We start from the raw sequence: 23,983 nt of genomic DNA, 5'->3' as shown, positions 1-23,983 counted from the left end.
TCAAGGAACTGTCATGAGTCTCAAGTGGACTGATGTGCTGGAAATCGCAATCCAGCTGGCTGAAAGCAAGCCCGATGTTGACCCTTTGTCGGTCAACTTCGTCGATCTGCGCAAGTGGGTGATGGAATTGCCCGAGTTCGACGACCTGCCTGAGCATTGTGGCGAAAAGATCCTCGAGGCCATTCAGGCCCACTGGATCGAAGAACGCGACTGAGCCACGCTGCAGGTTAGGAAATACCCAAGAACCCGCGTATAATTCGCGGGTTTAATTTTTCACAAATTACCGTTTCTGGAGTTACACCATGGCTGTTCAACGTACTTTCTCCATCATCAAGCCTGACGCTGTTGCTAAAAACGTCATCGGCGAGATCACCACTCGTTTCGAAAAAGCAGGCCTGCGCGTTGTAGCTTCGAAACTGAAGCAACTGTCCAAAGCTGAAGCTGAAGGCTTCTACGCTGAGCACAGCGCTCGTGGTTTCTTCGGCGACCTGGTTGCTTTCATGATCTCCGGTCCTGTTGTTGTTCAGGTTCTGGAAGGCGAAAACGCTATCGCTCTGAACCGTGAGCTGATGGGCGCTACCAACCCTAAAGAAGCTGCTGCCGGCACCATCCGTGCTGACTTCGCTGATTCCATCGACGCCAACGCTGTACACGGTTCGGACTCCGAAGCCGCTGCTGCTCGCGAAATCTCGTACTTCTTCGCAGCTACTGAAGTAACCACTCGCTAAGCATTGGCTTAAGAGTGAAGGTGAATCCATGACTACATCGACTGTAAAAACCAACCTGCTGGGTCTGACTCAACAGGAAATGGAAAAATTCTTCGACTCAATCGGGGAGAAGCGTTTCCGTGCCGGTCAGGTAATGAAATGGATTCACCACCTTGGCGTCGATGATTTCGACGCCATGACGAACGTCAGCAAGGCCCTGCGCGACAAGCTCAAGGCCATTGCCGAAGTTCGCGGTCCTGAAGTCGTCAGCGAGGACATTTCCACCGACGGCACCCGTAAATGGGTGGTGCGCGTGGCGTCCGGCAGCTGCGTCGAGACCGTTTACATTCCCCAGGGCAAACGCGGCACTCTGTGCGTTTCGTCCCAGGCAGGCTGTGCCCTGGATTGCAGTTTCTGCTCCACCGGCAAGCAAGGTTTCAACAGCAACCTCACCGCCGCCGAAGTCATCGGCCAGGTGTGGATTGCCAATAAATCGTTCGGCAGCATCCCGGCGACCGCCGACCGTGCCATCACCAACGTGGTGATGATGGGCATGGGCGAGCCGCTGCTGAACTTCGACAACGTCGTTGCAGCCATGCATCTGATGATGGACGACCTGGGTTACGGCATTTCCAAGCGCCGTGTGACCCTGTCGACCTCCGGCGTGGTGCCGATGATCGATGAGCTGTCCAAGCACATCGACGTCTCCCTGGCGTTGTCCCTGCACGCACCGAATGACGCATTGCGTAACCAATTGGTGCCGATCAACAAGAAATATCCGCTTAAGATGCTGCTCGAGTCGTGCCAGCGCTACATGTCGTCCCTGGGCGAAAAACGCGTGCTGACCATCGAGTACACCTTGCTCAAGGACATCAACGACAAGGTTGAACATGCCGTTGAGATGATCGAGCTGCTCAAGAACATCCCGTGCAAGATCAACCTGATTCCGTTCAACCCGTTCCCGCATTCCGGTTACGAGCGTCCGAGCAACAATGCGATTCGTCGTTTCCAGGATCAGCTTCACCATGCAGGTTTCAATGTCACCGTGCGCACCACTCGCGGTGAAGACATCGATGCCGCGTGTGGCCAATTGGTAGGGCAGGTGCTGGATCGCACCCGTCGCAGTGAACGTTATATCGCCGTGCGCGAGTTGAGCGCCGACAACGATATGGCTTCGAACGCTGCGAAATAATTCAAGAGAGGATCTCTATGTCCCTGCGCTTTGCGCTGCTTTTGCTGTTGGCCAGTCTTTGTACTGGCTGCGTCCTGTCGGGCGATTTCAATCCGATGAAGACCAGCAAGGGCCGCGATGAAGCGCGAGTTGCCTACGTGCAACTGGGCTTGGGCTATTTGCAGCAGGGCATGACCGAACGCGCCAAGGTCCCGCTGAAAAAGGCCTTGGAGCTGGACGGTTCGGATCCTGACGCCAATGCCGCATTGGGTCTGGTGTTTCAGGCCGAGATGGAGCCGGAGCTGGCGGATGAGCACTTTCGCAAGGCGCTTTCTTCCCGCCCCAACGATGCCCGTATCCTGAATAATTACGGCAGTTTTCTTTTCGAACAGAAACGTTACAAAGAGGCTTACGAGCGCTTCGAACAAGCCGCTGCCGATACCCTGTATCCTGAGCGTTCGCGAGTGTTCGAGAACCTGGGCATGACCGCTTCCAGGCTTGGCCAGCGTGATCTGGCCCAGCAGCAGTTGGAAAAAGCTTTGCGTTTGAACCGTCAGCAACCCCGTGCATTGCTGGAAATGGCTGAGTTGTCTTACGAAGACAGGCATTATGTGCCCGCGCGTGACTATTACGACCGTTTTAGCCTGCTCACCGAGCAAAATGCACGTAGTCTATTGCTCGGCGTTCGGCTGGCAAAAGTGTTCGAAGATCGCGACAAGGCAGCCAGTTATGGCCTGCAACTAAAACGACTCTATCCCGGTACGCCGGAATATCAGCAATACCTGTCGGAGCAATGATGAAAGCGGCGCATCCCGAAGTTGTAGCAGCGAATCGCGTTAACCCCGGTGAGACTTTGCGCCAGGCCCGCGAAAGCAATGGCTGGTCGCTGGCCGAAGTGGCCCTCAAGCTCAACCTCACCGTTAATTCCCTGAGTAATCTGGAAGCCGGCGCATTCGACAAGCTGCCGGGGCATACCTTTGCCCGCGGTTATATTCGCGCCTACGCCAAATTGCTCGGCATGGACCAGACCGTTCTGGTTCAGCAATTCGACCAATCCACCGGAACCGACTCCCAGGGCGCCAACGTCCACAGCCTGGGGCGCATCGAAGAGCCGGTTCGGGTTTCCCACACTATTTTGCGAATCGTCAGCTTGCTGTTGCTGATCGCGGTGATCGGCGGCGGTTTCATCTGGTGGCAGGATCAAACCTCATTGCGCACCAAGGACCTGATCAGCCTGAGCCCGGAGCACGTTGAAGTCGAAGGCGCCGACGGCACCACCCAGATCCATCCGCTGGACGAGCCGGAAGACCAGGCTGTCGCGGAAGGTCAGGCTGAAAGTTCGACCGCTCTCGCATTGCCGCAAGCCGAGACTTCGACTGAAGCACCGGCTGAAGCTGAGCCGGCTACGCCTGTGGTCGCTCCGGCCGCACCGGCTACCCCGGTGCCAGTTGCACCGACACATAACACCGCGCCGGCTGCTCCGGCACCCGTTGCCCCGGCGCACAGCACCGCGCCAGTTGTCGCGCCTGCGGCCCCGACGGCTCCGGTTGTGTCGACCCCGCCTGCAACTGCCTCGGTAACGCCGACCATTCCTGCTCCGGCAGCGGCTGCTCCGGCTGCTCCGGCTGCTCCGGTTGCCGGCCAAGGCCAGGTTCAACTGCAATTCACCGCTGATTGCTGGACACAAGTCACCGACGGCACTGGCAAAGTGCTGCTCAGTGGTCTCAAGCGCAAAGGCGAAACCGTTTCCCTCAGTGGTAAGCCGCCGTTTGCCGTGCGTCTGGGCTTCGCCCGTGGCGCGCAGGTCAGCTACAACGGTCAGGTGGTTGATGTCGCTCCATTCACCAGTGGCGAGACTGCTCGCCTGAAGTTGGGTCAATAAGTCATGCACGGCGAATCTCCAATCAAGCGTCGCGAATCCCGGAAAATCTGGGTCGGTAACGTGCCTGTTGGCGGCGATGCGCCCATCGCTGTGCAGAGCATGACCAACAGCGACACCAATGACGTTGCCGCCACCGTCGCCCAGATCAATCGTCTGGAAGCCGCTGGCGTCGATATCGTGCGGGTTTCCGTACCGGACATGGACGCCGCCGAAGCCTTCGGCAAGATCAAGCAACTGGTCAAAGTGCCGTTGGTGGCCGACATCCACTTCGACTACAAGATCGCTTTGCGCGTAGCCGAACTGGGCGTTGATTGCCTGCGGATCAACCCGGGCAACATCGGTCGTGAAGACCGCGTGCGTGCGGTGGTCGATGCCGCCCGTGATCGCGGGATTCCGATCCGCATCGGCGTCAACGCCGGTTCCCTGGAAAAAGACCTGCAAAAGAAATACGGCGAGCCGACCCCGGCCGCACTGGTCGAATCTGCCCTGCGCCACGTCGAGCACCTTGAACGCCTGAACTTCCAGGACTTCAAGGTCAGCGTGAAAGCCTCCGACGTGTTCATGGCCGTCGCCGCTTACCGCTTGCTGGCCAAGGAAATCGTCCAGCCGCTGCACTTGGGCATCACCGAAGCCGGTGGTTTGCGTTCAGGCACAGTGAAATCCGCCGTGGGCCTCGGTATGCTGCTCGCCGAAGGGATTGGCGATACTATCCGCATCTCGTTGGCGGCCGACCCGGTCGAGGAAGTGAAGGTCGGCTACGACATTCTCAAATCCCTGCACCTGCGTTCCCGTGGCATCAACTTCATCGCCTGCCCGAGCTGCTCGCGGCAGAACTTCGATGTGGTCAAGACCATGAACGAGCTGGAAGGGCGCCTTGAAGATCTGCTGGTGCCGCTGGATGTCGCGGTCATCGGTTGCGTGGTCAACGGGCCAGGCGAAGCCAAGGAAGCCCATATCGGCTTGACCGGCGGCACGCCAAACCTGATTTACATCGACGGCAAGCCGTCGCAGAAACTGACGAATGACAATCTGGTGGATGAGCTTGAACGCTTGATCCGCCAGAAAGCGGCCGAGAAGGTCGAAGCTGACGCAGCTGTAATCGCTCGCGGCTGATCGAACGAATTTAAGGATTTAAAGTGAGCAAGTCTCTGCAAGCCATTCGTGGCATGAACGACATCCTGCCCGAACAGACTCCCCTGTGGCGTCATTTCGAGGGCACCGTTTCGCGTCTGCTGGATAACTACGGTTACAAGCAGATCCGCATGCCGATCGTCGAGTTCACCGAGCTGTTCAAGCGCTCGATCGGTGAAGTGACCGACATCGTCGAAAAAGAGATGTACACCTTCGAAGACCGTAACGGTGATTCGCTGACCCTGCGCCCTGAAGGCACAGCGGCTTGCGTGCGTGCGGTGCTCGAGCACGGTATCACTGGCGGCGGCCAGGTGCAGAAACTCTGGTACATCGGCCCGATGTTCCGCCACGAACGTCCGCAGAAAGGCCGTTATCGCCAGTTCCACCAGATCGGTGTCGAAGTGTTCAACCTCGACGGTCCGGACATCGACGCCGAGCTGATCGTGCTGACCTGGCGCCTGTGGGGCGAGCTGGGCATCCGTGATGCGGTCAAGCTCGAACTCAACAGCCTGGGCACCAGCGAATCCCGTGGTCGTTATCGCGAAGCGCTGGTCGAGTTCCTGTCCGCTCACCTGGACAAGCTCGACGAAGACAGCCAGCGCCGTCTGAAGACCAACCCGTTGCGCGTTCTGGACACCAAGAACGCCGACACTCAAGCGATCCTGGTCGACGCGCCGAAAATGGCCGACTACCTCGACGACGAATCCCGCGTGCACTTCGAGGGCCTCAAGGCTCGCCTGGACGCCGCCGGTATTCCTTACGTGATCAACCCGAAGCTGGTACGCGGGCTGGATTACTACAGCAAGACGGTTTTCGAGTGGGTCACCGACAAGTTGGGCGCTCAAGGCACCGTATGTGCCGGCGGCCGCTACGACGGTCTGGTGGAACAGATGGGCGGCAAGCCGACCCCGGGCGTTGGTTTCGCCATGGGCATCGAGCGCCTGGTGCTGCTGCTTGAAACCCTGGAGCAGATCCCGGAAGAGATCTCCCGTCAGGTCGACGTCTATCTCTGCGCATTCGGCGAGGCTGCCGAACTGGCGGCCCTGACGTTGAGCGAGAAGGTGCGCGATCAGTTGCCCAACCTGCGTCTGCAGATCAATGCCGGCGCCGGCAGCTTCAAAAGTCAATTCAAGAAGGCCGACAAGAGCGGTGCGCTGTACGCGCTGATCCTCGGTGACGACGAAATGGCCCAGCAAGTGGTAGGTTTCAAACCCCTGCGTGGCCAGGGCGAACAACAAAGCATTGCCTGGGATGCGCTTGCTGCACACCTGGCCACCTGCGTCGTGCAGGGTTGAAGCTGTCATAAACAGCCGATTTAGCGATTAAGGAGTATTGGGGTGTCGAGTACCGAAGACGAACAGCTGGCGGATTTGAAGGACTGGTGGACACGCAACGGCAAGCCCCTGGTCACTGGCGGCCTGTTGGCGCTGGTCATCGTGTTCGGCTGGCAGGCCTTTCAAAAGTATCAGAGCAATCAGTCGCAAGGCGCCTCGATGCTCTATCAGCAATTGCTCGAAACCACGCTGACGCCCAACGGCAAGCCTGATGCCGCCCGTGTTTCGGACCTGGCCGGCAAGCTCAACAGCGAATTTGGCGGCAGCGCCTACGCGCAATACGGCAGCCTGTTCGTGGCGAAAGTCGCGGTCGACAGCGGCAAGCTGGACGACGCAGCCACCGAGCTGAAAGCCATCGTTGCCAAACCGGCCAACCCGGCACTGGGCGAAATCGCCCGTCAGCGCCTGGCGCAGGTACTGGCCGCGCAGAACAAGGTCGATGAAGCCCTGAAACTGCTCGAAGGCGATGCCGATAAAGCATTCCTCGCCACCCGCGAAGAACTCAAGGGCGACCTGCTGGTGCAGTTGGGTCGTACCGACGAAGCGCACGCTGCGTATCAAAAAGCCAAGGCGGCACTGTCGGATGAAGCGGCAGTCGGTGGCCTACAAATCAAGTTGGACGATCTGGCCAAAGGGGATGCGTGACGTGATCCGTTGGAAACATGCAGCATTGCTGGCTCTGGCCGTTTTGGCCGCGGGTTGCAGCAGCAACAGCAAAAAAGAATTGCCGCCTGCCGAGCTGGTCGACTTCAAAGAAGAAGTGGTCCTGCAAAAGCAGTGGAGTCGTTCGATCGGTGACGGTCAGGGCGAAACCTACAACATGCTGGTTCCGGCGATCGATGGCGATACCATCTATGCCGCCGACGTCACTGGCGTGGTGATGGCGATGGATCGCAGCAATGGCGACGTCAAATGGAAGAAAGACCTCGAACTGCCTGTTTCCGGCGCCGTTGGCGTAGGTTATGGCCTGCTCGTGATCGGTACGACCAAGGGCGAAATCGTTGCGATGGACGCCACCAACGGTGAAGAGAAATGGCGCGCTCGCGTGTCCAGCGAAGTTCTCGCGCCGCCGGCCAACAACGGTGACGTGGTGGTCGTTCAGACTCAGGATGACCGTCTGATCGGTCTGGATGCCTCCACCGGCAACCAGCGCTGGTTGTATGACAGCACGCCTGCGGTCCTGACCCTGCGTGGCACCAGTGCGCCGATCGTGACCAACCGCCTTGCGGTGGCTGGCCTGTCGACCGGTAAAGTGGTTGCGCTCGATATCTCCAACGGCGTGCCGGTGTGGGAACAGCGGGTTGCGATCCCACAAGGTCGTTCGGAGCTGGAGCGCGTTGTCGATATCGACGGTGGCCTGCTGCTGTCCGGCGGTACCTTGTACGTCGCCAGCTATCAGGGTCGCGTTGCGGCACTGGACCTGGAAAGCGGTCGTCAGCTCTGGCAGCGTGATGCTTCCAGCTATGCCGGCGTTGCGCAGGGCTTCGGCACTGTGTACGTGAGCCTGGCTTCGGGCACCGTTGAAGGCGTTGACGAGCGTTCCACCACAGCCTTGTGGAGCAACGACTCGCTGGCTCGCCGTCAATTGTCGGCTCCGGAAGTGTTCTCCAGCTATGTTGCAGTCGGTGACATGGAAGGCTATGTGCACCTGCTGAGCCAGGTGGACGGTCGTTTTGTCGGCCGCGAACGCATCGACAGCGACGGCCTGCGTGCCCGTCCGCTGGTGGTGGGTGACACGATTTATCTGTATGGCAACAGCGGCAAACTGGAAGCCCTGACCATCAAGTAATGTTTTGACTATGCTTGGGGTTAACCCCCAAGCGGCCCCGTTCTGCGGGGCTCGCAGCGTTTTCAAACGCTGCCCCGAGCACCAGCCGCTGCCTCGCAGCGGCTTTTGTATTTTCTGAAATAACGAAGTGGAGAGCCGCATGGTTCCCGTAATCGCCCTGGTGGGCCGACCGAACGTCGGCAAGTCCACCTTGTTCAACCGCCTGACCAGGACTCGCGACGCCATCGTCGGCGACTTGTCCGGTCTGACCCGTGATCGCCAATACGGTGAGGCCAAGTGGCAAGGGCGTTCCTACATTCTGGTCGACACTGGCGGTATCTCCGGTGACGAGCACGGTATGGACGAAAAAATGGCCGAGCAGTCGCTGCTGGCCATTGAAGAAGCCGATGTCGTTCTGTTCCTGGTAGATGCCAAGGCCGGTTTCACCGCCGCCGACCAGATGATCGCCGAGCATTTGCGCAAACGTAACAAGCGTTCGTACGTGGTTGCCAACAAGGTCGACAACATCGACCCTGAAATGGCCCGCGCCGAATTCGCCCCGTTGGGCATGGGCCACGCGATCCCGATCGCCGGTGCTCATGGTCGTGGCATCACCCAGATGCTGGAAATCGCCCTGAGCGACTTCCCGAAAGACGAAGAAGAGCTGGAAGAAGGCGAGGAAGAGGACGTTGCCGAAGGCGAGGAAGCCAAGCGCATTCCTGGCCCAAGCGAAAAAGACGGGATCAAGATCGCCATCATCGGCCGCCCGAACGTCGGCAAGTCGACCCTGGTCAACCGCATGCTCGGTGAAGACCGGGTCATCGTGTACGACCAACCCGGCACTACCCGCGACAGTATCTACATCCCGTTCGAGCGTAACGACGAGAAGTACACGCTGATCGACACCGCCGGTGTGCGCAAGCGCGGCAAGATCCACGAAGAAGTCGAAAAATTCTCCGTGGTCAAAACCCTGCAAGCGATCAAAGACGCCAACGTGGTGATCTTCGTGATGGACGCCCGCGAAGGCGTGGTGGACCACGACCTCAACCTGCTGGGCTTCGCCATTGAGTCGGGTCGTGCGCTGGTCATCGCGATCAACAAGTGGGACGGCATGACGCCGAGCGAGCGTGACTTCGTGAAGGTCGAGCTGCAACGTCGACTGTTCTTCGTTGACTACGCCGACATCCACTTCATCTCGGCGCTGCACGGCACGGGCGTGGGCAACCTCTACGCTTCCGTACAGAACTCGTTCAAGTCCGCGGTCACCCGCTGGCCGACCAACCGCCTGACCCAGATTCTGGAAGATGCGGTTGGCGAGCACGCGCCACCGATGGTTAACAACCGCCGGATCAAGCTGCGTTATGCGCACTTGGGTGGTGCCAACCCGCCGATCATCGTGATTCACGGTAACCAGATCGAGAAGGTGCCGAAGTCCTACGTGCGTTACCTGGAAAACACTTACCGTCGTGTCTTGAAGCTGGTCGGTACGCCGATCCGCATCGAGTTCAAGGGCGGCGAGAACCCGTACGAAGGCAACAAGAACTCGCTCACTGACCGTCAGGTCAACAAGAAGCGTCGCTTGATGTCGCACCACAAGAAAGCCGACAAGAAGCGCCGCGACAAGCGCTGATTCAAGGCTGGCTCGCCTCTGTAGGAGCGAGGCTTGCCCGCGAAGAACGATAACGCGGTGTGTCTGATACACCGCGGTGTTGCGTTCGCGGGCAAGCCTCGCTCCTACGGGATCGGGTTCGAGAAGAAGGGCGCCACTGGCGCCCTTTTTTTATGGGCGCCGTTTGGCTATCCTCGGGCTCTCCCGCGCCGCCGTTAGAGCCGGGTGTAGAGCAGGGAATCACCGATGATCACCAGTAAGCTGCCGAATGTCGGCATCACTATCTTCACGCAGATGTCTCAGCTCGCGGCGCAAACCGGGGCGATCAACCTGTCACAGGGTTTCCCCGATTTCGATGCCCCGCAAGCCTTGTGCGATGCGGTGGGTCGGCACATTGCCAATGGCCATAACCAGTACTCGCCGATGACCGGCCTGCCGGTGCTGCGTCAGCAGATCGTGGCGAAAATTGCCCACAGCTATGGCGTAACCGTCGATGCGGACAGCGAAGTGACCGTGACTCCCGGTGCGACTGAGGCGATTTTTTGCGCCATTCAGGCCGTTATCCACAACGGTGACGAAGTCATCGTGTTTGATCCGGCCTATGACAGTTACGAGCCCTCGGTCCAGCTGGCCGGTGGCCGTTGCGTTCACGTGCAACTGGGGCTGGACGACTTCAGCATCGATTTCGAAAAGCTCGCCCAGGCGCTGAGTCCGCGCACGCGGATGATCATCCTCAATACCCCGCACAATCCCAGCGGCGCACTGATCAACCGTGCCGAGCTGGACCAACTGGCGGCGTTGATCCGTGACCGCGACATCTATGTGATCAGCGATGAGGTCTACGAGCACCTGGTCTACGACGGTGTGCCCCATGTCAGTGTGCTGGCCCATGAAGAGCTGTATCAGCGCGCCTTCGTGGTCAGCTCCTTCGGCAAGACGTACCACGTCACCGGCTGGAAAACCGGCTACGTGGTCGCGCCACCGGCCTTGTCGGCAGAGCTGCGCAAGGTGCACCAGTACGTCAATTTTTGCGGCGTAACCCCCTTGCAATACGCCTTGGCTGATTACATGGCGGAGCATCCTGAACACGTCGAAGAATTGCCCGGCTTCTACCAGGCCAAGCGCGATCTGTTCTGCGACTTGCTGATGCCATCGCGTTTCAGTTTCACCCGCGTCACCGGCACCTATTTCCAGTTGGTCGATTACTCGCAGATCCGTCCCGACCTCAACGATGTCGAGATGGCGCTGTGGATGACCCGCGAACACGGCGTGGCGAGCATCCCGATCTCGGTGTTCTACCAGACACCACCCGAAGGCCAGCGCCTGGTGCGCCTGTGCTTCGCCAAACGCGAGGAGACCCTGCGTGAAGCAGCGGCAAAACTATGCGTGATCTGAGTGCATTGCCGAATCTGACCATCGCGCTGATCCAGACAACCCTGGCCTGGCACGACCGCCAGGCCAATCTGGAGCATTTCGAGCAACTGCTGGAGCAGGCTCATGGCGCGGACCTGATCATCCTGCCGGAGATGTTCACCACCGGTTTTTCCATGGAGTCCGAGACGCTTGCCGAGGCGGAAAACGGTCCCACCAGCAAATGGCTGCGCGTCCAGGCGGCAAAACTCGATGCGGTGATCACCGGCAGCATCATCGTTCAGGCCACTGATGGCAGCCATCGCAATCGCCTGTTGTGGGCACGACCGGATGGCGAAGTCTGGCATTACGACAAGCGCCACTTGTTCCGTATGGCCGGTGAGCACAATCACTACACGCCGGGCGAGCGCCAGGTGCAGTTCGAGCTCAAAGGCTGGCGCGTCCGGCCGCTGATTTGCTACGACCTGCGTTTCCCGGTGTGGAGCCGCGATGCCCAGGACACAGACCTGTTGCTGTACACCGCCAACTGGCCGGGTGCGCGGCGCCAGCACTGGAACCGTTTGCTGCCGGCGCGGGCAATCGAAAACCTGTGCTACGTGGCGGCGGTGAATCGCATCGGCACTGACGGGAAAGGCTTTGCGTACACCGGCGACAGCCAGGTCCTGGATTTTCAGGGCGAGACATTGCTCAGCGCCGGTGAGGCGGACGGGGTGTTTCAGGTTGTTCTGGATGCAGCGGAACTGGCGGCTTATCGCACGCGGTTTCCGGCGAATCTGGATGCGGATACGTTCGAGTTCACCTGAGATTTTCTCTGCCTGACAAGGACCCATCGCCGGCAAGCCGGCTCCTACAGTTGACCGAGTTGTTCTGACCTACGCGGTCAACTGTAGGAGCGAGCCTGCTCGCGATGGGGCCGGGACAGACAGCATAAATATTGCCGGCAAACAAAAAGGCCCCAAGGTTTTCACCAAGGGGCCTTTTGCATTACAGCGGTGACTTTATGCCGCTTTCGCTTCCGGCTGGCTCAACGAGCGGTTCAGCGCGCTGAACAGGGCCTTGAAGCTGGCGGTGGTGATGTTTTCATCGATGCCCACGCCGTGCACCGCACGTTGGCCTTCCACACGCAGTTCGATGTAGGCCGCGGCCTTGGCGTTGGTGCCCGCACCGATCGCGTGCTCGTTGTAATCCATGATCTCCACCGGAATCGGCAGACCGGCCACCAGCGCTTCCAGCGCGCCGTTGCCTTTGCCACGCCAGTGCAGGTTGGTTTCGCCCTGGCCCTTGCCGGAAACTTCCACTTCCACGGCGCTGTGACCGTTTTCTTCCTGCAGGCGATGGCTGACCAGCGCGTACGGGGTGTTGGCCTGCAAGTACTCGCTGTGCAGCAACGCGTGGATCTGCTGGGCGGTCATTTCGAGGCCCAGGCGATCGGTTTCACGCTGCACAACCTGGCTGAACTCGATCTGCATGCGGCGCGGCAAGCTGATGCCGTATTCCTGTTCCAGCAGGTAAGCGATACCGCCCTTGCCCGACTGGCTGTTGACGCGGATCACCGCCTCGTAGCTGCGGCCGATGTCGGCCGGGTCGATCGGCAAGTACGGCACTTCCCACAGGGCGTCCGGTTTCTGCTGGGCGAAGCCCTTGCGGATGGCATCCTGGTGGGAGCCGGAGAACGCGGTGTGAACCAGGTCGCCGACGTACGGGTGACGCGGGTGCACCTGGATCTGGTTGCATTCTTCGACGACTTTGCGCACGCCGTCGATGTCCGAGAAATCGAGCTCAGGGTGGATGCCCTGGGTGTAGAGGTTCAGTGCCACGGTGACCAGGTCGACGTTACCGGTACGCTCGCCGTTGCCGAACAGGCAGCCTTCGACACGATCCGCACCCGCCATCAGGCCCAGCTCGGTGGCGGCCACGCCGGTGCCACGGTCGTTGTGGGTGTGCAGGCTGATGATCACGCTGTCACGACGGTTGATGTGGCGGCCGAACCATTCGATCTGGTCGGCATAGATGTTCGGGGTCGCGCATTCGACGGTGGCCGGCAGGTTGAGGATCACCTTGTGCTCAGGCGTCGGGTTCCAGACTTCGATGACCGCGTCGCAGACTTCCTTGGCGAATTCCAGCTCGGTGGCGCTGAAGGTTTCCGGCGAGTATTCGAAGGTCCACTGCGTGTCCGGCTGCTGGGCAGCGTATTTGACGAACAGCTTGGCGGCGTTCACGGCGATGGCCTTGATCCCGTCCTTGTCCTGGTTGAAGACAATGCGGCGGAAGGAAGGGGAGGTCGCGTTGTACAGGTGAACGATGGCTTTCTTCGCGCCGCGCAGGGATTCGAAGGTGCGCTCGATCAGGTCTTCACGGCCTTGGGTCAACACCTGAATGGTGGTGTCGTCCGGGATGTGGTTGCCTTCGATCAGGGTGCGCACGAAGTCGAAGTCGGTTTGCGACGCAGCCGGGAAGGACGCTTCGATTTCTTTCACGCCAACCTGTACGAGGGTTTTCCAGAAACGCAGCTTCTTGACCGCGTCCATCGGCTCGATCAGCGACTGGTTGCCGTCGCGCAGGTCGGAGCTGCACCAGATCGGCGCGGCGGTGATGGTCTTCGACGGCCAGGTGCGGTCCGGAATGTCGATGGTCGGGAACGCGCGGTATTTCGAAGACGGGTCTTTGAGCATGCTCATCGGGAAATCCTTATTGTGTGGGCCGAAAAAAGGCGGCCTGCCGGTGGATCAAAAGTTCTTGGGGAAAAGCGTAAAACGAGGCGTCGCGATTCAGCCCGGCAGTCGTGCGCTGACGAGGCACAGGCTGCGGTGCTGGCGAAGCTGAATGAGGGTGTGAGAGGTTTTCATGTCTTCAACCCTAACCGCGAGGGTGAAGGATGGCAAGCAGTCGAAAAAAATTGAGAGGAATACTCGCTAGCGCGTATTTATCGAGATTTTATTGCTGTGAGTCCCCGTGATTGTTTGGTTTTTTGCGCGAGCTTCAAGCGATGCGCAATTGATGGTTTGAGCGCCGGGCGCTGACAGTCGGGCTATTCTTAAAGCCTCGACTGGCATTCAGGAGTCGGCGATGAACGAGTCTGACTGGAAGCAGTATTGCGTGTTACGGCCGGTGGCACATGAGCGGATGTGCGAGCGGATTTTGTCGGATGTCGAAAAAACGCTGCTGGATAAGAGCAACGCGCCCTACGAACGAATAGATGCCAGCGAGGAGCTGCTGAAAGCCGGGCAAAAGGAGCTGTACTGGGCGTTTGGTGTTTTCAGGTTTTCGCGTCATGAAGCCCGCTCGCACTTGCTTGGGTTGTGCGCGCGGGAATTGATCACGGCAGAGGAGTTGAGCTGGTTTTCAGTCGAGACGCAGGAGTGGGTCAAACACTGCCTGGCGGATCGAGAGGTCCATGGGATAGAGGACCTGGACGCGGAGTAATTGTTGTCAGTGATGCCGCCTTCGCGGGCAAGCCCGCTCCCACATTTGTTCGGTGTGAACACGGTAAATGTGGGAGCGAGCCTGCTCGCGATGAGGCCATCAACCTCACCGAAAATCTAAGGTTGAAACGCGCCTATGAAAATCGCCGGATCCACCCGCGCATCATTCAGGCTGACATTCCAGTGCATGTGCGGCCCGGTCGCCCGCCCAGTCGAACCGACCTTGCCAACCACACCACCACGCGCCAGTTGCTGCCCCACCTTCACATCGATCTTCGACATGTGACAGAACATGCTGATAAAGCCCTGCCCATGGTCGACAAACACCGTGTTGCCGTTAAAGAAGTAGTTACCGATCAAAATCACTTTACCCGCCGCCGGGGTCTTGATCGGCGTGCCGGCGCCCACGGCGAAATCCAGGCCTGAGTGGGGATTGCGCTCTTCACCGTTGAAGAAACGGCGCACGCCGAACTTGCTCGACAGCGGGCCGTTGACCGGTTTGTCCAGCAGCAGGTTGCTCGGCGTATTCGGGCTGAACGTGCGGTACGCGGCGATCTGTTCGGCCAGTTCGCGCTCGATGCGCTTGAGATTGTCCGGGTCCGGGTTGACCTGTTGAGTGTTTTTCAACGTGATGCGCTGTTCCGGATACTTCTTGTTGCCAACGGTGAAACTCAAGTTGCGGCCGCCGCTGCTGATGGACTGGGCGCCCGGTTTGACGGTCAACGGCACACCGACAATCGCCAGCCAATTGTCCTGTTCCTTGACCACCAGCACAGGTTTGCCCTGATAGCTGGCTTTCGGCGCCTGGGCAGAGCTGCCCAGATCCACCACCGCCACGCCCCCCGGAACCGGTTTGTTCAACAGGCGGGTGATGTAGCTGTCAGCGTGGGCGTTGAAGGTCAGGCACAGCAACAGCAGCGAAGCTAAAAAACGCGGCATGGATCAATCCAGTAAAGAAAGGGTGACAGGCGTCAGGTGATTGTCTTCGACCCGCACTTGCAGTTCGCCTTCACCCAGTTTGGCTTTCAGGCGCTGGCCGTTGTGGGTTTGCGCGGCGTTGCGGATCGCGTTGCCGCGCTCGTCCAGCAAAATGCTGTAGCCACGGCCGAGGGTCGCTAGCGGGCTGACCACGTGCAGGGTCTGCACCTGGCTTTGCAGTTGCAGACGACGGGATTTGAGCCCTTCGCGCATGGCCCGGGGCAGGCGTTCGGCGAGGCTGTCGAGGCGCTGACGCAACATCGCCAGTTGCCGCCCCGGATGTTGTCCGGCGAGGCGGGTTTCCAGGCGGATCAGCCGTTCGCGACGGGTGTTGAGGCTGCGCTCGAAGGCGCGGCGCATGCGCATGTCCAGATCATCCAGACGTTGCGCCTGTTGGCGCAGACGTTCACCGGGATGGCGCAGGCGACGAGAGATGCCTTCCAGGCGCAGGCGATCACGCATCAAACGGTCGCGCATGCGCATCACCAGCCGGCGGTGCAGGCTTTCGACCCGACGCACCAGGTCGCTGGAATCCGGCGCCAGCAGTTCAGCGGCGGCGGACGGCGTCGGGGCGCGAACGTCGGCCACGAAATCACTGATCGATACATCGGTTTCATGGCCGACGGCGCTGACAATCGGCGTCACGCAAGCATCCACGGCGCGGGCCACGGCTTCTTCGTTGAAACACCAGAGGTCTTCCAGCGAGCCGCCGCCACGGGCCAGGATCAATGCATCGAAACCACGGGCGTCCGCCAGTTTCAACGCGCGGACAATCTGCGCCGTCGCTTCGCGGCCCTGCACGGCGGTGGGGATCAGCGTCAGCTGGATCTGCGGTGCGCGACGGCGGAACACGCTGATGATGTCGCGGATCACCGCGCCGGTCGGCGAACTGATGATGCCGATGCGCTGCGGATGCGCCGGCAGCGGCACTTTGCGCTCGGCGCTGAACAGGCCTTCGGCGCTGAGTTTTTCCTTCAAGGCATCGAAGGCCAGGCGCAGCGCACCGTCACCGGCCGGCTCGACGGTGTCGAGAATCAGCTGATAGTCGCCACGGCCTTCGAACAGCGAAACCTTGCCGCGCACCTTGACCGCCAGACCATCCTTCAGCGCCTGACGAACCCGCGCGGCGTTCTGCCGGAACAATGCGCAACGTACTTGGGCGCCGCTGTCCTTGAGGGTGAAATACACGTGGCCGGACGCCGGGCGAGCGAGGTTGGAGATTTCGCCTTCGACCCAGATATTGCTGAACACGTCTTCGAGCAACACCCGCGCGCGGCCGTTGAGCTGGCTGACAGTCAGGACTTCACGGTCCAGGCCGAGTCTTGCAAAGGGATCTTTAATCATGGGGCGCATGATAAAGGCATTCTCCAACCGAATGCACGATCCCCCTGTAGGAGCGAGCCTGCTCGCGATGGCAGTGTGTCAGTCGACAGTGCTATTGAATGTTAAACCGCTATCGCGAGCAGGCTCGCTCCCACAATGGTCTGTGCAGACATTTATGAAGTGTTGAATCAGCGCCGTGGGATTCTGCCGGCAGGCGAGGGCGACGGTGCTGTGGCAATCCGGGTCGGCCAGGGGCAGAAAATGAATGTCGGGTGGCGCGATGTCCTGCATCGACTCCGGCAGCAGCGCGATGCCGAATCCGGCCTGGATCAATTGCAGTTGCGTGGTTTTGCGCGAGACCACCCGCGCCGCCTTCGGGAAAAATCCCTGGCGCATGCACAGCTCGGCGGACAGATAACTCAAACCGCCGCGCTGCGGGTGAGGGATGGAGATAAAGGCTTCATCCTTCAACTGCGCCAGATCGATGCCCTGAGCGGACTTATCCACAACCAGCCGATGATTGGGTGGAACGGCCAGCAGCAATCGTTCGCTATACAAAGGAACAATCTGCACGCCTTCACGTTGGCGCAACACCGGCAGGCGCAGCAGTCCGACATCAAGTCGATTGTCGACCAACGCTTCAAGTTGCGCTTCGGAAGACAGCTTGACGATCTCCATGGACACGCCGGCCTGCTGGTCCAGATAAGCACTGATACCCCGTAGCAGGCGACCACTCATGGGCACGGTGCTGGAGTGACTCAGGCGCAAGGTGCCCAGTTGCCCGTTGCCCACTTGGGTGGCCATTTCACTGGCCTTGGTCAGTTCGTTCAGCAGGTTTCTGGCGCGCGGCAAGAACGCCTCGCCAGCGGCGGTCAGTCGCGGCTGGCGCGCCGTGCGTTCGAACAGCGGGGTTTGCAGGCGGGTTTCCATGTCCTTGATCTGCCGGCTCAAGGCTGACTGCGCAACAAACAAACGCTCAGCGGCTGCACTGAAGCTGCCGCACTCGGCGATTTCCACGAAGTAACGCAATTGACGGGTTGAAAGCACGAGTCATGCCTTTTTGAGATGAGAGGTCGGCTTTGAAGATATTAGTCGCAAGGCTCGGCGCTGGCTAAAGTCATCACAGGTATTTGATAAAGGCGTGCAGATGAACGTGCTGGAGTTGTTACACCAATGGCCATTCGGCGCGACGGATTGGTTGGTGATCGGCCTGGCCATCGCCCTGGCGTACATCGTGTTTGGCATCGCCGGGTTCGGCACTGCACTGGTGGCGGGGCCGATTCTGATTGTGTTCATGCCGCTGTCGAAGATCGTGCCGTTGCTGGTGCTGCTGGATTTCGTCGCGGCGTTCGGCAATCTGCTGCCCTCGCGGCGGGATGTGGCCAGGCCTGAGTTGCTGCGGCTGTTGCCGTGCATGGCGGTGGGTTGCACGCTGGGGGTCATCTTTCTGCTGAACCTGAAATCCGATGTGTTGCTGCTGTTGATGGGGCTGTTTATCAGCGCCTATGCGGTTTACAGCCTGTGGGTCAAAACCCGGCCGACGCAGTTGTCTGCCGCCTGGGCAGTGCCGATGGGCACGGTGGGTGGGATGTTCGGGGCGTTGTTTGGCAGTGGCGGCTTTTTATATGCGATCTATTTGAACAGTCGGTTGCCGAAAGACGCGGCGCGGGCGACCCAGAGTGCGCTGATCAGTTGCAGCACCGTGGTGCGCCTGAGCCTGTTTGCTGTCGCGGGTGTGTATGCCGAGCTACCCTTGTTGGTACTGGCGCTGTGTTTGTTGCCGGCCATGGCGCTGGGGTTGTGGGTCGGCCGGCGGTTGACCATGCGGTTGTCCCGCGAGGCGTTTGTGCGGCTGGTGACCTGGTTGGTGCTGGCCAGCGGGATTGCATTGATCGGGCGGTATTTGAGTACTTGACCGGATTTCGTCAGGGATTAAGCTGCCGCCCGCTCGGACGCCTTCGCGGGCAAGCCTCGCTCCTACAAAGGCAGGCGCAGAACCTGTAGGAGCGAGGCTTGCCCGCGAAGGCGTAGGACGGCACACCGCAGAACTTCCATTTGACGCAGCAGGCTTGCACCCATGAATTCCCAAAGCATCATCGTCCCGAAAATCTCCACGCTGCCGGTACACGAACCCCGGGCCCGGGCGGTCGTGCGGTGGCTGGTGCGCAAGGACATCATCAAGGAAGAGCTGACCACTTGCGGCCGAACCGGCAACCGCATGGGCCACGCGATCGCCGATGGTGCCCGCGCCGTGGTGCTGCACCCGGATGCGCTGCCGTTCGGCGAGCCGGTCAATGGCCTGGAGATCATTACCAAACGCTGCATTTATACGCCGGCCAAAGGTTTTCTGGGGGAGGCGGGTTGCGCCGAGTGCCGCAAGGAAATCGGCGAGGCGCTGTTCGAAAGCCTCGAAGACTGGATGCCGGGGCGTACCGATAACTTCACCTGTCCCGAATGCGGGCATGAAGATGACATCAACGGGTTCCTGTTCCTGCAGGAATGCGGGTTTTCCAACCTGGGGTTCATTTTCAACAACTGGGCCGAGGCCGGGTTCAAGCAGAGCTTTATCGATGAGTTTGCCGATTGGCTGGATCAGCCGGTTAGCTGGGTGAAAGTCGAGTTGTGACACACCTGATGGACCGCGTTAACGTTCATCGCCAGCAAGCCGGCTCCTACAGATCGGCGGTGTTTTTGTAGGAGCCGGCTTGCTGGCGATGCTCTTAAAATCTCCCGTCGATCACTACGTCGATAATAGACAGAGTTTTACATTGAACCCGAGGGGGTGTCTGACTATAATGGCGCGCTTCCATTTTCCCGCTCGGGAGCCCCCGCGATGCTGCGTATCAGCCAAGAAGCTCTGACATTCGACGACATTCTCCTAGTGCCCGGTTATTCCGAGGTGCTTCCTAACGAAGTCAGTCTCAAGACCCGCCTTACCCGTGGCATCGAGCTGAACATTCCTCTGGTTTCTGCCGCCATGGACACCGTTACTGAAGCCCGTCTGGCAATCGCCATGGCTCAGGAAGGTGGCATCGGCATTATCCACAAGAACATGACCATCGAGCAGCAAGCTGCCGAAGTTCGCAAGGTCAAGAAGTTCGAAGCCGGCGTCGTCAAGGATCCGATCACCATCGAGGCTGACGCCACGGTTCGTGATCTGTTCGAACTGACCCGCATGCACAATATCTCCGGCGTTCCGGTACTGCACGATGGCGACCTGGTCGGCATCGTCACTTCCCGTGACGTGCGCTTCGAAACCCGTCTGGAAGCCACCGTACGTGAAGTGATGACGCCTAAAGAGCGTCTGGTCACCGTCCGTGAAGGCGCCAACAAGAACGAAGTCCGCGAGTTGCTGCACAAGCACCGCCTGGAAAAAGTCCTGATCGTCGATGACAAGTTTGCCCTCAAAGGCATGATGACCGTCAAAGACATCGAAAAAGCCAAGGCTTACCCGCTGGCCAGCAAGGACGATCAAGGTCGTCTGCGCGTAGGCGCTGCGGTCGGCACCGGTAAAGACACCGGTGACCGCGTTGCCGCGCTGGTCAATGCCGGCGTTGACGTGGTGGTGGTCGACACCGCTCACGGTCACTCCAAAGGTGTGATCGACCGCGTTCGCTGGGTCAAACAGAATTTCCCTGAAGTGCAGGTCATCGGCGGCAACATCGCCACCGGCGCTGCCGCCAAGGCCCTGGCCGAAGCTGGCGCCGATGCGGTCAAGGTCGGTATCGGCCCTGGCTCGATCTGCACCACCCGTATCGTCGCCGGTGTCGGCGTCCCGCAAATCAGTGCCATCGCCAACGTCGCCGCTGCCCTTGAAGGCACCGGTGTTCCGTTGATCGCCGACGGCGGCATCCGTTTCTCCGGTGACCTGTCCAAGGCCATCGTAGCCGGTGCTTCCTGCGTGATGATGGGCTCGATGTTCGCCGGTACTGAAGAAGCGCCAGGCGAGATCGAACTGTTCCAGGGTCGTTCGTACAAGGCTTACCGTGGCATGGGTTCGCTGGGCGCCATGTCCCAGGCTCAAGGTTCCTCCGACCGTTACTTCCAGGACTCCTCGGCAGGCGCCGAGAAACTGGTTCCGGAAGGTATCGAAGGGCGTGTTCCGTACAAGGGCACCCTGAGCGCGATCATCCATCAACTGATGGGCGGCCTGCGTTCCTCGATGGGTTACACCGGCAGTGCCGACATCGAAGAAATGCGCACCAAGCCTGAGTTCGTGCGGATCACCGGCGCTGGCATGGCCGAGTCCCACGTTCATGACGTACAGATCACCAAAGAAGCGCCAAACTACCGCGTAGGTTGAGCCTTCAAGCAAAACGTTAAGTAACCCGGGGCTGTTTTATTCAGCCCCGAGTTGTTTCTGATTCTCTTTATTCGAATTGCATAGACGAGACTGACTTCATGGCCCTCGACATTCACGCCCACCGCATCCTGATCCTCGACTTCGGTTCCCAGTACACCCAGCTGATCGCCCGCCGCGTGCGTGAAATCGGCGTGTACTGCGAACTGCATCCGTTCGACATGGACGACGAAGCGATTCGCGAATTCGCTCCAAAAGGCGTCATTCTCGCCGGCGGTCCCGAGTCCGTGCACGAAGCCAACAGCCCTCGCTGCCCGCAAGCGGTGTTTGACCTGGGCGTGCCGGTCTTCGGCATCTGCTACGGCATGCAGACCATGGCTGAACAGCTGGGTGGCAAGGTCGAAGGTTCCGAACTGCGTGAATTCGGTTATGCCCGTGTCGACGTGGTCGGCAAGAGCCAGCTGCTGGACGGCATCGAAGACCACATCGACGCCGACGGCCTGTTCGGCCTCGACGTGTGGATGAGCCACGGTGACAAGGTCACCAAAATGCCGCAGGACTTCCACATCCTGGCCAGCACCCCGAGCTGCCCGATTGCCGGCATGTTCAACGATGACCTGCGCTACTACGGCGTGCAGTTCCACCCGGAAGTGACCCACACCAAGCAGGGCGGCCGCATCCTGTCGCGCTTCATCCTCGAGATCTGCGGCTGCGAAGCGCTGTGGACACCGTCGAAGATCGCTGAAGACGCCATCGCCCAGGTTCGCGCCCAGGTCGGCACCGACAACGTATTGCTCGGACTGTCCGGCGGCGTTGACTCCTCGGTAGTTGCCGCGCTGCTGCACAAAGCCATCGGCGACCAGCTGACCTGCGTCTTCGTCGACAACGGCCTGCTGCGTCTGCACGAAGGCGAGCAAGTGATGGCCATGTTCGCCGAGAACATGGGCGTCAAGGTGATCCGCGCCAACGCTGAAGACCAGTTCCTGAACAACCTGGCTGGCGAAAGCGATCCAGAGAAGAAGCGCAAGATCATCGGTCGTACCTTCATCGACGTCTTTGATGCCCAGTCCAACAAACTGGACAACATCAAGTACCTCGCCCAAGGCACCATCTACCCGGACGTGATCGAGTCGGCTGGCGCGAAAAGCGGCAAGGCGCACGTGATCAAGTCGCACCACAACGTGGGCGGCCTGCCGGAAGAAATGAACCTCAAGCTGGTTGAACCGCTGCGTGAGCTGTTCAAGGACGAAGTCCGTCGTCTGGGCCTGGAACTCGGCCTGCCGTACGACATGGTCTACCGTCACCCGTTCCCGGGCCCGGGCCTGGGCGTGCGGATCCTTGGTGAAGTGAAGAAGGAATACGCTGACCTGCTGCGTCGCGCCGACCACATCTTCATCGAAGAACTGCGCAAGGCCGACTGGTACCACAAAGTCAGCCAGGCATTCGTGGTGTTCCAGCCGGTGAAATCGGTTGGCGTTGTAGGCGATGGCCGTCGTTACGCCTGGGTCGTGGCCCTGCGTGCCGTGGAAACCATCGACTTCATGACTGCGCGTTGGGCTCACCTGCCTTACGAACTGCTGGAAACCGTCAGCGGCCGCATCATCAATGAAATCGAAGGCATCTCCCGCGTGACTTACGACGTGTCGAGCAAGCCGCCAGCGACCATCGAGTGGGAATGATCCCGATCTGACTGATCGCCTGTAACACCTCAAAGGCCCCGTGAATGTGAATTCACGGGGCCTTTTTGCATCAGGCCGCTACAGCGGGCAGGCGTCCTTCCAGTGTCAGGCCCATGCGGTTGAGTGCGTGGGCGAGGCTGAGCAGATTCGCGTAGGTGACCTGATGTATGCCGACCCAGGCAGGGCGGTTGAGCCGATAGCCGTTATCCATCGTTCGCTCAATTGGCGTTCGCACAATCTGGCCAGTGCGGCTGCGATGGATCAGCGTGAGGGTTTCTTCCGACTTGTCGATGGTGAACATGCCTTGGCGGAACAGCAGTTTATTGATCTGCTCGGGCGTTCGTTGAATGAACGGCGTCGGCATCTGCAGGCTGATGTCGGCATACAGGGTGTTGAAATCGCCGCGCATCGGGCCAGTTGTCCCCGCTATGCCATGGCCGATTTCGATGCCATCGTCGATGTCCAGGTGTAAAGTCTGATCGGGTCGCACTTCTTCGATGCGCAAACCGATGCCTCCCTCTGTTTCGCTGATGCCGGCCAATCCCCTGAATGTGTTGGTACTTTCCTGGTCCGTGAGCACCAGCCATTTTCCACCGCCGCTACGGGCTTGGGTGGCCTGCATGATGGTGTGGGTGAGGTAAGTCTTGATGGACTGCCGTGATAGGGCGGTCATGGTCGAGTCTTCATAGCGGTAACTTGCGAGGCAGTCAGTGGCCTGGATGCGAATGCCGTTCTGTTGGGCTGTTTTGACAACCTCCAGCGGCGTGAACTGTCCCGCAGGATCGCCTGGCAGCTGTTTCAGGTATTTCTCCAGCATGCCATGCATCTTTCCGGTCTCGGCGAAGTTGTTCAGATCGACTTGATTGAAGTCGTTGAGCAAACGATGCATGTAGATCGTCTTGACGCCTCGCCTGGCCAACGTCGGCATGTTCTCGATCAGGAACCGCATGCTGGCGATGCGATCCTGACTTTCACCGACCACCAGCCCCGGCGCTATGTCGAATACCTTCTCGATGAGTTCGGTAACCGTCGTGGATGGCGTGATAACGGGCTGGACCGGGCGGGGAGGCAGCGAGGCGAAAAAGTCCTTGGGCATCTGGAATCCGGTTGCATCCCTGACCAGTACCGTGCGACGTCCGGCGACAAACTCTTCGTAGGGGGAAACCCCTCTGATTTGCCCACCAGACATGTTGACGACTTTTATATGGGTTTCCTGTTTTCCCAGCGCCAGGAAGTTCAACGAGCGACCGTTGGGGGCATCGTATCGGGTCAAGTGCGCGTGATCACTCACTTTGGGCGGCACTGGGG

Annotated in this window: 22 protein-coding genes; 17 read left to right on the top strand and 5 right to left on the bottom strand. The window is 59.7% G+C overall.

From position 1 onward, the window contains the following. Positions 1-13 precede the first annotated feature (13 nt). The 12 genes from iscX to KGA97_RS16215 all read left to right on the top strand — a co-directional run bounded on the left by iscX (position 14) and on the right by KGA97_RS16215 (position 11,776). Positions 14-214 carry a Fe-S cluster assembly protein IscX gene (iscX, locus tag KGA97_RS16270; protein WP_008025505.1) on the top strand — a complete coding sequence of 67 codons (201 nt, stop codon included), beginning with the start codon at positions 14-16 and terminating at the stop codon, positions 212-214. A gap of 88 nt (positions 215-302) precedes the next feature. Continuing rightward, positions 303-728, top strand: a complete 426-nt coding sequence (gene ndk / locus KGA97_RS16265) for a nucleoside-diphosphate kinase (RefSeq protein ID WP_007916882.1) — start codon at positions 303-305, stop codon at positions 726-728. 28 nt (positions 729-756) lie between these two features. Beyond that, positions 757-1,899 (top strand): 23S rRNA (adenine(2503)-C(2))-methyltransferase RlmN, encoded by a 1,143-nt coding sequence (gene rlmN / locus KGA97_RS16260; RefSeq protein ID WP_008025507.1) that lies wholly within the window; start codon positions 757-759, stop codon positions 1,897-1,899. A gap of 17 nt (positions 1,900-1,916) precedes the next feature. Beyond that, a complete protein-coding gene (gene pilW / locus KGA97_RS16255; protein WP_008025510.1) occupies positions 1,917-2,675 on the top strand; it encodes a type IV pilus biogenesis/stability protein PilW in 759 nt (252 codons plus the stop codon). Then, on the top strand, positions 2,675-3,760 hold the full coding sequence (locus KGA97_RS16250) for a helix-turn-helix domain-containing protein (RefSeq protein WP_223481090.1): 1,086 nt from the start codon (positions 2,675-2,677) through the stop codon (positions 3,758-3,760). Before pilW ends, KGA97_RS16250 begins: the two co-directional genes overlap by 1 nt. A gap of 3 nt (positions 3,761-3,763) precedes the next feature. Beyond that, on the top strand, positions 3,764-4,873 hold the full coding sequence (gene ispG / locus KGA97_RS16245; RefSeq protein WP_007903603.1) for a flavodoxin-dependent (E)-4-hydroxy-3-methylbut-2-enyl-diphosphate synthase: 1,110 nt from the start codon (positions 3,764-3,766) through the stop codon (positions 4,871-4,873). Between the two features lie 23 nt (positions 4,874-4,896). Then, positions 4,897-6,186: a histidine--tRNA ligase gene (hisS, locus tag KGA97_RS16240; protein WP_008042422.1), complete on the top strand. Its 1,290-nt coding sequence runs from the start codon at positions 4,897-4,899 to the stop codon at positions 6,184-6,186. A gap of 42 nt (positions 6,187-6,228) precedes the next feature. Then, positions 6,229-6,870 carry a tetratricopeptide repeat protein gene (locus KGA97_RS16235; RefSeq protein ID WP_192228439.1) on the top strand — a complete coding sequence of 214 codons (642 nt, stop codon included), beginning with the start codon at positions 6,229-6,231 and terminating at the stop codon, positions 6,868-6,870. Further along, positions 6,863-8,014, top strand: coding sequence for an outer membrane protein assembly factor BamB (bamB, locus tag KGA97_RS16230; protein ID WP_032828591.1), 1,152 nt, complete (start codon positions 6,863-6,865; stop codon positions 8,012-8,014). The genes KGA97_RS16235 and bamB overlap by 8 nt, the downstream gene beginning before the upstream one ends. A 139-nt stretch (positions 8,015-8,153) precedes the next feature. Then, positions 8,154-9,623 carry a ribosome biogenesis GTPase Der gene (gene der, locus KGA97_RS16225; RefSeq protein WP_008025521.1) on the top strand — a complete coding sequence of 490 codons (1,470 nt, stop codon included), beginning with the start codon at positions 8,154-8,156 and terminating at the stop codon, positions 9,621-9,623. 225 nt (positions 9,624-9,848) lie between these two features. After that, positions 9,849-10,997, top strand: coding sequence for a pyridoxal phosphate-dependent aminotransferase (locus tag KGA97_RS16220; protein ID WP_223481089.1), 1,149 nt, complete (start codon positions 9,849-9,851; stop codon positions 10,995-10,997). Next, positions 10,985-11,776: an amidohydrolase gene (locus KGA97_RS16215; RefSeq protein WP_223481088.1), complete on the top strand. Its 792-nt coding sequence runs from the start codon at positions 10,985-10,987 to the stop codon at positions 11,774-11,776. The genes KGA97_RS16220 and KGA97_RS16215 overlap by 13 nt, the downstream gene beginning before the upstream one ends. Before the next feature lie 195 nt (positions 11,777-11,971). On the opposite strand, the gene leuA is transcribed toward KGA97_RS16215, so the two are convergent. Then, positions 11,972-13,651, bottom strand: a complete 1,680-nt coding sequence (leuA, locus tag KGA97_RS16210; RefSeq protein WP_008025530.1) for a 2-isopropylmalate synthase — start codon at positions 13,649-13,651, stop codon at positions 11,972-11,974. 388 nt (positions 13,652-14,039) lie between these two features. Here leuA and KGA97_RS16205 point away from each other — a divergent pair, with 388 nt between their 5' ends. After that, a complete protein-coding gene (locus KGA97_RS16205) occupies positions 14,040-14,396 on the top strand; it encodes a hypothetical protein (protein WP_008025532.1) in 357 nt (118 codons plus the stop codon). Between the two features lie 116 nt (positions 14,397-14,512). Here KGA97_RS16205 and KGA97_RS16200 read toward each other — a convergent pair whose 3' ends face one another. The 3 genes from KGA97_RS16200 to KGA97_RS16190 all read right to left on the bottom strand — a co-directional run bounded on the left by KGA97_RS16200 (position 14,513) and on the right by KGA97_RS16190 (position 17,743). After that, on the bottom strand, positions 14,513-15,334 hold the full coding sequence (locus KGA97_RS16200) for a M23 family metallopeptidase (RefSeq protein ID WP_192228443.1): 822 nt from the start codon (positions 15,332-15,334) through the stop codon (positions 14,513-14,515). Positions 15,335-15,337: 3 nt separating this feature from the next. Then, complete coding sequence (gene xseA / locus KGA97_RS16195) at positions 15,338-16,717, bottom strand: exodeoxyribonuclease VII large subunit (protein WP_032832722.1); 1,380 nt, start codon at positions 16,715-16,717, stop codon at positions 15,338-15,340. A gap of 78 nt (positions 16,718-16,795) precedes the next feature. Beyond that, entirely contained in the window at positions 16,796-17,743 is a 948-nt protein-coding gene (locus KGA97_RS16190; RefSeq protein ID WP_008042417.1) for a LysR family transcriptional regulator, read from the bottom strand. 100 nt (positions 17,744-17,843) lie between these two features. On the opposite strand from KGA97_RS16190, the gene KGA97_RS16185 reads away from it, so the two are divergent. The 4 genes from KGA97_RS16185 to guaA all read left to right on the top strand — a co-directional run bounded on the left by KGA97_RS16185 (position 17,844) and on the right by guaA (position 22,675). Continuing rightward, positions 17,844-18,611 carry a sulfite exporter TauE/SafE family protein gene (locus KGA97_RS16185; RefSeq protein WP_223481087.1) on the top strand — a complete coding sequence of 256 codons (768 nt, stop codon included), beginning with the start codon at positions 17,844-17,846 and terminating at the stop codon, positions 18,609-18,611. Positions 18,612-18,773: 162 nt separating this feature from the next. After that, positions 18,774-19,322: a hypothetical protein gene (locus tag KGA97_RS16180; protein WP_008042413.1), complete on the top strand. Its 549-nt coding sequence runs from the start codon at positions 18,774-18,776 to the stop codon at positions 19,320-19,322. Positions 19,323-19,529: 207 nt separating this feature from the next. After that, on the top strand, positions 19,530-20,999 hold the full coding sequence (gene guaB, locus KGA97_RS16175; RefSeq protein WP_008042411.1) for an IMP dehydrogenase: 1,470 nt from the start codon (positions 19,530-19,532) through the stop codon (positions 20,997-20,999). A 98-nt stretch (positions 21,000-21,097) separates the two neighbouring features. Next, on the top strand, positions 21,098-22,675 hold the full coding sequence (gene guaA / locus KGA97_RS16170; protein WP_008025547.1) for a glutamine-hydrolyzing GMP synthase: 1,578 nt from the start codon (positions 21,098-21,100) through the stop codon (positions 22,673-22,675). Between the two features lie 70 nt (positions 22,676-22,745). Here guaA and KGA97_RS16165 read toward each other — a convergent pair. After that, a partial coding sequence (locus KGA97_RS16165) for a membrane-targeted effector domain-containing toxin (protein ID WP_223481086.1) occupies positions 22,746-23,983 on the bottom strand: 1,238 nt, incomplete at its 5' end.

This window comes from Pseudomonas sp. BF-B-15, assembly GCF_019946675.1.
Lineage (GTDB): Bacteria > Pseudomonadota > Gammaproteobacteria > Pseudomonadales > Pseudomonadaceae > Aquipseudomonas > Aquipseudomonas migulae.
The sequence above is the reverse complement of the archived record's forward strand: the minus strand, read 5'-3'. Positions and strand labels throughout refer to the sequence as shown.